This window comes from Delftia sp. ZNC0008 (assembly GCF_000799035.1).
In the GTDB taxonomy this organism is placed as follows: Bacteria; Pseudomonadota; Gammaproteobacteria; order Burkholderiales; family Burkholderiaceae_C; genus Comamonas; species Comamonas tsuruhatensis.
Window position 1 is genome coordinate 1 of sequence record NZ_JTKZ01000740.1, and the last position, 8,135, is coordinate 8,135.

An 8,135-nucleotide genomic window follows, 5' to 3' on the forward strand; every position below is an offset into this window, starting at 1 on the left:
CCGCGTAGGTCTGCACGCCCCACTCGCGGCGGCGCAGCATGGCGTCGGCCAGCTGCCAGCTGGTGTTGGGCATGAGCTCCAGCAGGGCCTGGTCCACGACCGCCAGCGCCACCTCGGCGCCAGCGGCGGGCTTGCCGTCGGGCAGCGTGGCGCTGATGGTGACCTTGGCGGTGCCGCGCACCTGGTAGCTGGCCTGGTCGGCCGTGACCTTGACGTCGATGCGATGGGCCTTGGTGCCCACGCGGATCTCGGCCATGCCCAGGCGGTAGGCGGGCTTGGACAGATCGACCAGGGCCGTGGGCGCGATGTACTCCTTGCCCTCGTGCCAGAAGGCATTCCACCACTCGCGCGGCGCCTTGAAGCCCCAGGTGAAGAAGCTGTACCAGGGCACCTCGCGCAGCCGCCCGCGCAGGGCCAGCACGCTCACGTAGACGTTGGGCCCCCAGTCGGGCTGGACCTTCAGCTCCACGGTGGGGTTCTGGCCATTGAGCTGCATGACCTGGGTGCTGACGATGCCTTCGCGTTCCACGGCGACCAGGGCCGTCGCATAGCGGAAGGGCATGCGCACCTGGAAGCGCGCGGTCTCGCCGGGCTCGTAGCTGCGCTTTTCGGGCAGCACGTCCATGCGGTCATGGTCCTCGCCGCCGAACCACAGTTCGCCCTGGCGCGTGACCCAGACGCTGGAGGCGGCCTGGGCGGGCCGGCCGTCCTTGTCGGAGGCGGTGACGATCAGCTCGACCTCGCCGGGCTGCGACAGCTGGGCCTCGCACTGCACCATGCCCTGGGCATCGCTGTTGCCCGTGCACACCGTGCCCATGGATTGGAGCGTGGTCTGGTTGTCGTAGCTGTAGAAGCCCCCCACCAGGCGCTTGCGGCTGCTGGTGGTGACGCGGGAGATGGCCTCGACCTTGACCGGCACGCCGGCCTGGGGCTTGCCGTCCACGCCCAGGGCCAGCGCCTGGAACTGCAGCTTGCGGCCCGTGGTGATCCAGCTTTCGGCGCGCACGCCGGCCACGATGGCCGCGGGCCACAGCATCTGCGTGCTGCGCAGGGTCTGCACCTCGCCATTGGGGTCGGCATAGGTGGCCTCGATCAGCAGCTCGCGCGGCTCGCGCAGCTTGGGCAGGTTCTCGATCTTGAGCTTGCCCAGTCCTTCACGGTCCAGCGTCACGGGCAGCTTGTCGGCCACCACCTTGCTGTCCTGGGAGGCCGTGGCCTCCTCGTCATCGCTCTGGCCCGTGTCCTGGGCGCTGCGCGGTGCCGAGAAGCTGAAGCCCTGCCAGTCGCTGCGGTCCATCCAGGTGGAACGCACCAGGGCGGACACGCGCACCGGCAGGTTGGCGGCCGGGCCGCCGGAGACGTAGTTCACCTGCACCTGCACCGGCAGGCTGGAGACGCCGACCAGGGCCTGCTTGCCTTCGGGTCCCACACGGCCTTCGAGCACGGGCAGGCGGAATTCCTCGACACGGAAGCTGCCCGTGCCGAAGCGGTTGTTGCGCCCGCGCGAGCCGTTGCCCTCGCCGCGCAGCTCCACCGAATACGAACCCAGCTTGGCGCCCTTGGGCACGGAGAAGCTGTTTTCCGCACTCAGACCGCCCGTGCCCGTGGAACGCCACTGCAGCGGCTGCGTGTACTGCTGGCCGCTGCCTTCATGGGTGATGACCAGTTGCGTGGGCCGCTGCTCGGGCAGCGCAAAGCCGCCCTGCCCCTGGCCGATGCCGGTCTGGGTGCGCATCAGGTGCTTCATGGACACGGTCTCGCCGGCGCGCAGCAGCGTGCGGTCGAAGATGGTGTGGGCCACCTCGTCGCGCTGGGCGCTGCGGCTGGTGGGCACGTTGAAGCGCCAGGACTCGATGCCGCGCTGCCAGTCGCTCCAGGTGAAGGCCAGCTCCTGCTGGCCGTCCTTGCCCTGGGCGCGTGCGCTGACGAAGTAGGCCGGCGAGCGGTAGCCGACACCGCCCGTGCACTGGGGCGGCTCGGGCGACAGGCCGTCCAGGCGGGCCACGCCGCTGGCATCGGTGGTGGCCGAGGTCAGCACCTTGCCATTGCAGTCGGAGACCTGGACCCTGGCATTGGCCACGGCCTGGCCCTTGTCCAGCGTGGTGACCCAGGCGGCCGCGTTCTCGCGGCCGAGCTTGAAGTGCACGGAAAGGTTGGTCACCAGGGCCGAGGTGCGCACATACATGCTGCGCGCCGAGCCGTAGCGCTCGTCGAGCAGCGACTGCCCCAGCAGCGGCGAGGCGATCTCGACCACATGAAAGCCCGGCGTGAGCGGAATGCCCACCACCTCGAATGGGCGCGGATCGCCCTTGACGGGCTTGGGCAGTTCCAGCGTCTTGACGTCGCCCTGGCCGGCCAGCAGCGACAGCATGCGCGTCTGCACATAGTCGCGGTTTTCGTTGTCGATCACGGGCGGCAGCGGGCCCTTGATGTCGCGCGAGGCGCGCTTGCGGTCCATGTCGGAGGACTCGTAGTCCGCCACGCGGCGCATCCAGGCGATGATCTCGGCATCGCTGCCGGGCTGCTTGGTGCTCACGCGGCTGGCATCCAGGGACCTGGTGGCCAGCTCGGACTCCACATTGCGCAGCGTCACGGGCAGCAGGGCCGGGCCGTCCGGGCCTTCGGCGTAGCGCTCGACGATGCCGAAGGGCGAGGCCGCGAACTTGGCCAGCGGCGGCAGCGCGCCCGTGGCCACCTGCAGCGGGAACATGTCGGCATTGCTCAGGCTGCGGCCTGCCGCGTCCTTGAACTGCGGAGGCAGCTCCACCGTGTAGCGCGCCTGGGCCTGCATGGTGGCCGGGAAGCTCAGGTTCTGCACCAGCGAATCCTCGCTGAGCTTTTCGCCGTATTCGCCGTCAATCACGGGCGCCACCTTGGAGGCGCCGCTGCTCAGGCGAATGCCCTCGGCCAGCTTGCGCGGCACGGGGGCATTGAAGTTCAGGCGCATGGGGCGGATCGGCAGGCAGGCGGCCTGGGCGTTCTCGCGCTCGCAGCTGAACTCGGCGGCGAAGGGCTCGCGCACGCGGTACTCGAAGCGCTTGTCCTGGCGGCTGGCCACGCCGTTGGGCGTGGCAATGCCGGCGCCGAAGACCAGCTTCATGGTCGTGCCCGCCGTCAGGCGGCGGTTGCAGGCCAGCGTGGCGTACTGCAGCGGGTTCTTGGCAGCGGCCTTGTCCCAGCCGCGGTGCTTGAGCAGCTCGTCGCGCTCCTTGCCTTCGATCAGGCGCACGGGAATGCGCTCGCCCACGCCTTCGGCCGTGCACCACATGTGCTGCTGCAGGCTTTGCACGGTGGCCGGGCCCGACAGGCGCAGCGCGAAGTACTGCTCCTCGTCGATCTGTTCATAGGTGTCGGGTGCCATGTCCAGCACGGCCGGGCCGCCGGTCTGGAACTGGTAGCTGGCAGCGCCCGTCACGGCCGTGCCCGCAGGCGACTTGTAGCCGGCCACCAGCTGGGCCGTGCAGCGCACGCCGGGCGGCAGGGCCTGCTTGAAGTCGAACACCCATTCGCGGTCGCTGTTCCAGCGGCCCGTGCCCTGGGTGGCCGCCGCATCGCTGCAGCTGAGCGTGACCGGCGCGGCGGCCTTGGGGTCGCCAAAGCGCACGGCCGTGCCATCGAACTGCACCACCACCTGCTCGACCTTGGCCACCTCTCCCTGCGGGCTGAACTGGCGCACGCCCACGGCCTGCGCCGCCAGCGCCGCCGATCCCAGCAGCAGGCCCAAACCCCACCGGCCCCAGGGCCGGCCGTGCGCCGGCGGACTCTGGAACCCCTTGATCGCTGTCGTGCGAAGCACCCCCATGGCAATCCCTTCTGTCGGGCTCAGATGGCCCGGTGTTTTCTTGGAATGAGCAGGCTTTCAGCGCTGCGGCGCGCGCCGTGCACGGTGCACGGGCCGCAAATGAAAAACCCTGCGCTGCAGGCAGGGCTCGGCGGCAAGGGCTGCAACGAGGCAGATGCCCGCCGCCCGCATGCGCCGAATGCAGGGCCGCATCCGCTGCGGCTGAAAACCACTGCGCGGGATGATACCGGGCCGCATCCGCTGCAGGCCCTGCTGCGGGTGCCCGGAACCGGGTCTGCGGTGTATCCATCTGTAAGACATCGGCGCACAAGGGCGTCATATATGTCTGATCACAAGGATTCGCGCCACACGCCGCGCTGCCAACCCCGGCGATGGCAGCACCAAGACACAGCGCTTGCCGGTTCACAGCGCCTGCCGGCCGCGGAGGCTGTCGCCCCGCAGTCCGCCTGTCTTACTGCGGCTGGAAGCCGCTGGTCTGGATGATGCGTTTCCAGACCTGGGTATAGGCCTGCTCGCGCTCGGCCAGCTGGGCGGGCGGCATGTGGCCCACGGTCAGGCCCAGGGCGGTGAGCTGCTCGTGCACATCGGGCTGCTTGAGCACGGTGGCCACGGCGGCGGAGAAGCGGTCGATGAAGGCCTGGGGCGTGCCGCGCGGCGCGTAGATGCCGTAGTAGGGCGTGTCCTCGAAGCCCTTGACGCCCTGCTCGGCCAGCGTGGGCACTTCGGGCATGGTGGCCTGGCGGCGCGTGCCCAGCACGCCGATCACGCGCAGCTTGCCGGCCTTGTGGTTTTCCATGAAGTCCTGCACCGAGGCGATGCCGGCCGGGATCTGGTTGCCCAGCATGTCGGCCAGCATGGGCGCGCTGCCCCGGTAGGGCGCGGCCACCAAGTCCAGCCTGTAGTGCTCGCCCAGCAGCCTGACCAGGAATTCCGGCGTGGACGCGGGCGCGGGTATGCCTATGCTGCCGCGCTTTGCGCCCTGGCGCACCCACTCCACATACTCGGCGAGGTTGCGCGCCGGCGTGCTGGCGGAGACCGCCAGCGCGTTCACGAAGGTGGCAAAGCCGGCCACGGGAACGAAGTCATGGGCCGAGTCGAAGCCCGGCTTCTTCACCACCTGGGGCAGGATGGAGATGGTGTGGTCATGCGTGAGGAACAGCGTGTGGCCATCGGCCGCAGCCGCCTTGAGCTGCTGCGCCGCGATCTGGCCGCCCGCGCCGGGGCGGTTGTCCACCAGCACCGTGGTGCCCAGCACGTCCTTGAGCCGGTCGGCCAGCAGGCGTGCGATGGCATCCGTGCCGCCGCCCGGCGGAAAGCCCACCAGGATGCGGATGGCCTGCCCGGGCTGTGCCCAGGCCAGCGGAGCCAGGGCCGACGAGGCGGCAACGGCAGTCACTGCGCCGGCGGCGCGCAGCGCGCCGGTCAGCAGTTGGCGGCGGGAGGATGTCATGGCGTGGCTCCGGCGAACGGGGGGATCAGCCCAGGCGTGCGTTCAGGCGTGCGTTCAAGCGCGCCTGGTGGCCTGCCAGCTGCTTGCGCACCTGGGCCGGCGCCGTGCCGCCCAGGGTGTTGCGCGCATTGAGCGAGCCTTCCAGGCTGAGCGCCTCGAAGACATCGGCCTCGATGCCGGGGTTGAAGGCCTGCAGTTCGGCCAGCGGCAGCTCGGTCAGGTCCACGCCCTTTTGCGAGGCCAGCTTGACGGCATGGGCCACGGTCTCGTGCGCGTCGCGGAAGGGCAGGCCCTTCTTGACCAGGTAGTCGGCCAGGTCGGTGGCCGTGGCGTAGCCCTTGAGCGCGGCGGCGCGCATGGCTTCGGCGTTGACGGTGATGCCGCCCTTCTTGCCGCCCGTGGCCGGGTCGGCCTGGCCGCCGATCATCTCGGCGAAGATGCGCAGCGTGTCCTTCAGGGTGTCCACCGTGTCGAACAGCGGCTCCTTGTCTTCCTGGTTGTCCTTGTTGTAGGCCAGGGGCTGGCCCTTCATCAGGGTGATCAGGCCCATCAGGTGGCCGACCACGCGGCCGGTCTTGCCGCGCGCCAGTTCGGGCACGTCGGGGTTCTTCTTCTGCGGCATGATCGACGAGCCCGTGGTGAAGCGGTCGGCGATGCGGATGAAGCCGAAGTTCTGGCTCATCCAGATGATCAGCTCTTCGGACAGGCGGCTCACGTGCACCATGCACAGGCTGGCGGCCGAGGTGAATTCGATGGCGAAGTCGCGGTCGCTGACGCCGTCCAGCGAGTTCTGGCAGACGCCTTCCATGCCCAGGGTGCGGGCCACGCGCTCGCGGTCCAGCGGGTAGGTGGTGCCGGCCAGGGCGGCGCTGCCCAGCGGCAGCACGTTGACGCGGCGGCGCAGGTCCAGCATGCGCTCGGCGTCGCGCTTGAACATTTCCACATAGGCCAGCAGGTGGTGGGCAAAGCTCACGGGCTGGGCCACCTGCAGGTGGGTGAAGCCGGGCAGGATCACGTCCACGTTCTTCTCGGCCACTTCGACCAGGGACAGCTGCAGCTCGCCCAGCAGGCCTTCGATGAGGTCGATCTCGCCGCGCAGCCACAGGCGCACGTCGGTGGCCACTTGGTCGTTGCGGCTGCGGCCCGTGTGCAGGCGCTTGCCGGCGTCGCCGACCAGCTGGGTCAGGCGGGCCTCGATGTTCAGGTGCACGTCTTCCAGGTCGAGCTTCCACTCGAACTGGCCGGACTCGATCTCCTGCGTGATCTGCGCCATGCCCTTGCGGATGGCTTCATGGTCGGCGGCGGCGATGATGCCCTGGGCCGCCAGCATCTCGGCATGCGCCAGGCTGCCCGTGATGTCGGCCTGCCACAGGCGCTTGTCGAAGAACACGCTGGAGGTATAGCGCTTGACCAGATCGCTCATCGGCTCTTCGAAGAGAGCGGACCAGGCCTGGGCCTTGGTATCGAGCTGGTTGTGCGAGGCGGACGTTGGTTGATTGGCAGACATGTGAGGACGCGATCTTCGATGGGGCTGTGCAGGCAGCGCAGGCGGCGGGCGGCATCGCCCCCCGGCGCAGGCAGGAAGCGAAGATTCTATCGACCTGGGCGGCGCCACGCCCGTGCAGGGGCCTACACGGGCCTGCATGGGCGTGCATGGGTGTGCATGGGCGGTGTGACCGCTGTGCAGGCCCGCCCGGCATGACCATAATCCGGGCATGCGGCGCGAACCCCACCCGCCGAAACACTACCTGCCGCCCCTTGCCGACCCAGCCGACCCCCACCACTGCCCCCCCGCCCCTGCCCGCGGCGCTGGTCTTTGACGCCTGCAACGTAGGCGTGGTGCTGCGCGCCGTGCTGTTTGTGCAGGCCGTGGTGGCAACGGCCTCGATGTTCGGCGCCGACTCGCCCCTGCAGTGGCTGCAGGGCATGGCCCTGCTGACCGGCGCCTGCCTGCCCGGCACGCTGGTCTGGCTGGTGGCCGCCTGCCTGCTCAAGCACCCGCTGCAGCGGCTGCCCGCCTCCGGCCAGTACGCGGCCGGCGTGCTGCTGGGCATGGCGGCCGGGCTGTATGCCTGCGCCATGCTGCACCTGGCCGGCGGCACCAGCGCCCCCTGGCTGGCCAGCGCCGTGTCCGGCGGACTGCTGGCAGCCCTGCTGGTCGCAGCCCTGGTGCTGCGCGCACGCGGCCACGCACCCGCCGACACGCAGGCGCGGCTGGCCGAGCTGCAGTCGCGCATACGCCCGCATTTCCTGTTCAACACGCTCAACAGCGCCATCGCCCTGGTGCGCGCCGAGCCCGCCAAGGCCGAGGCCCTGCTGGAGGACCTCAGCGACCTGTTCCGCTATGCGCTGGCCGAGCCGCACAGCACGACCACGCTGGCCGAGGAGATCGAGCTGGCCCAGCGCTACCTGGCCATCGAGCAGGTGCGCTTTGGCGAACGGCTGCAGGTGCGCTGGCAACTGGACCCTGCCGCCCACGGCGCCCTGCTGCCGCCGCTGCTGCTGCAGCCGCTGGTGGAAAACGCCATACGCCATGGCGTGGAGCCCAGCGCACGCGGCGGCAAGCTGCAGGTGCGCACCGAGCGCCGTGGCGATCTGGTGGAGGTGCGCATCACCAACACCCTGCCCTCCGAGATCGATTCCGCCAGCGCAGCCGGCACGCGCGGCAACGGCATTGCGCTGGCCAATGTGCGCGCCCGGCTGTCGCTGCTGCACGACCTGCAGGCCCACCTCACGGCGCGCACGCTCAACGGGCATTTCGTGGTGCGCATCAGCCTGCCGCTGGCACCGCCTGCCAGCCAACCCACGAAGGCTTTATCGAAGAAGAAGCACCATGCACATCCTGATCGTTGACGACGAAGCCCTGGCCCGCGCGCGGCTGCG

4 protein-coding genes are annotated in these 8,135 nt (G+C 69.8%); 1 reads left to right on the forward strand and 3 read right to left on the reverse strand.

Features of this window, described 5'->3' with window-relative positions; genetic code table 11:
• From L995_RS24085 to argH, 3 genes are all read right to left on the reverse strand, one after another.
• Nucleotides 1–3,802 (reverse strand): MG2 domain-containing protein (locus tag L995_RS24085; protein WP_047473958.1); only part of this gene is annotated, 3,802 nt, incomplete at its 3' end.
• A 451-nt stretch (nt 3,803–4,253) separates the two neighbouring features.
• Nucleotides 4,254–5,252 (reverse strand): Bug family tripartite tricarboxylate transporter substrate binding protein, encoded by a 999-nt coding sequence (locus tag L995_RS24090; protein ID WP_047473957.1) that lies wholly within the window; start codon nt 5,250–5,252, stop codon nt 4,254–4,256.
• A gap of 25 nt (nt 5,253–5,277) precedes the next feature.
• Nucleotides 5,278–6,759 (reverse strand): argininosuccinate lyase, encoded by a 1,482-nt coding sequence (argH, locus tag L995_RS24095; protein ID WP_016445811.1) that lies wholly within the window; start codon nt 6,757–6,759, stop codon nt 5,278–5,280.
• A 191-nt stretch (nt 6,760–6,950) separates the two neighbouring features.
• Here argH and L995_RS24100 point away from each other — a divergent pair, with 191 nt between their 5' ends.
• Complete coding sequence (locus tag L995_RS24100) at nt 6,951–8,105, forward strand: sensor histidine kinase (protein ID WP_026062438.1); 1,155 nt, start codon at nt 6,951–6,953, stop codon at nt 8,103–8,105.
• Nucleotides 8,106–8,135: the final 30 nt, after the last annotated feature.

Coding starts and splice junctions, on each gene's coding strand:
- L995_RS24090 (WP_047473957.1), bottom strand. CDS start 5,252: ATGACATCCTCCCGCCGCCAACTGCTGACCGGCGCGCTGCGCGCCGCC.
- argH (WP_016445811.1), bottom strand. CDS start 6,759: ATGTCTGCCAATCAACCAACGTCCGCCTCGCACAACCAGCTCGATACC.
- L995_RS24100 (WP_026062438.1), top strand. CDS start 6,951: ATGACCATAATCCGGGCATGCGGCGCGAACCCCACCCGCCGAAACACT.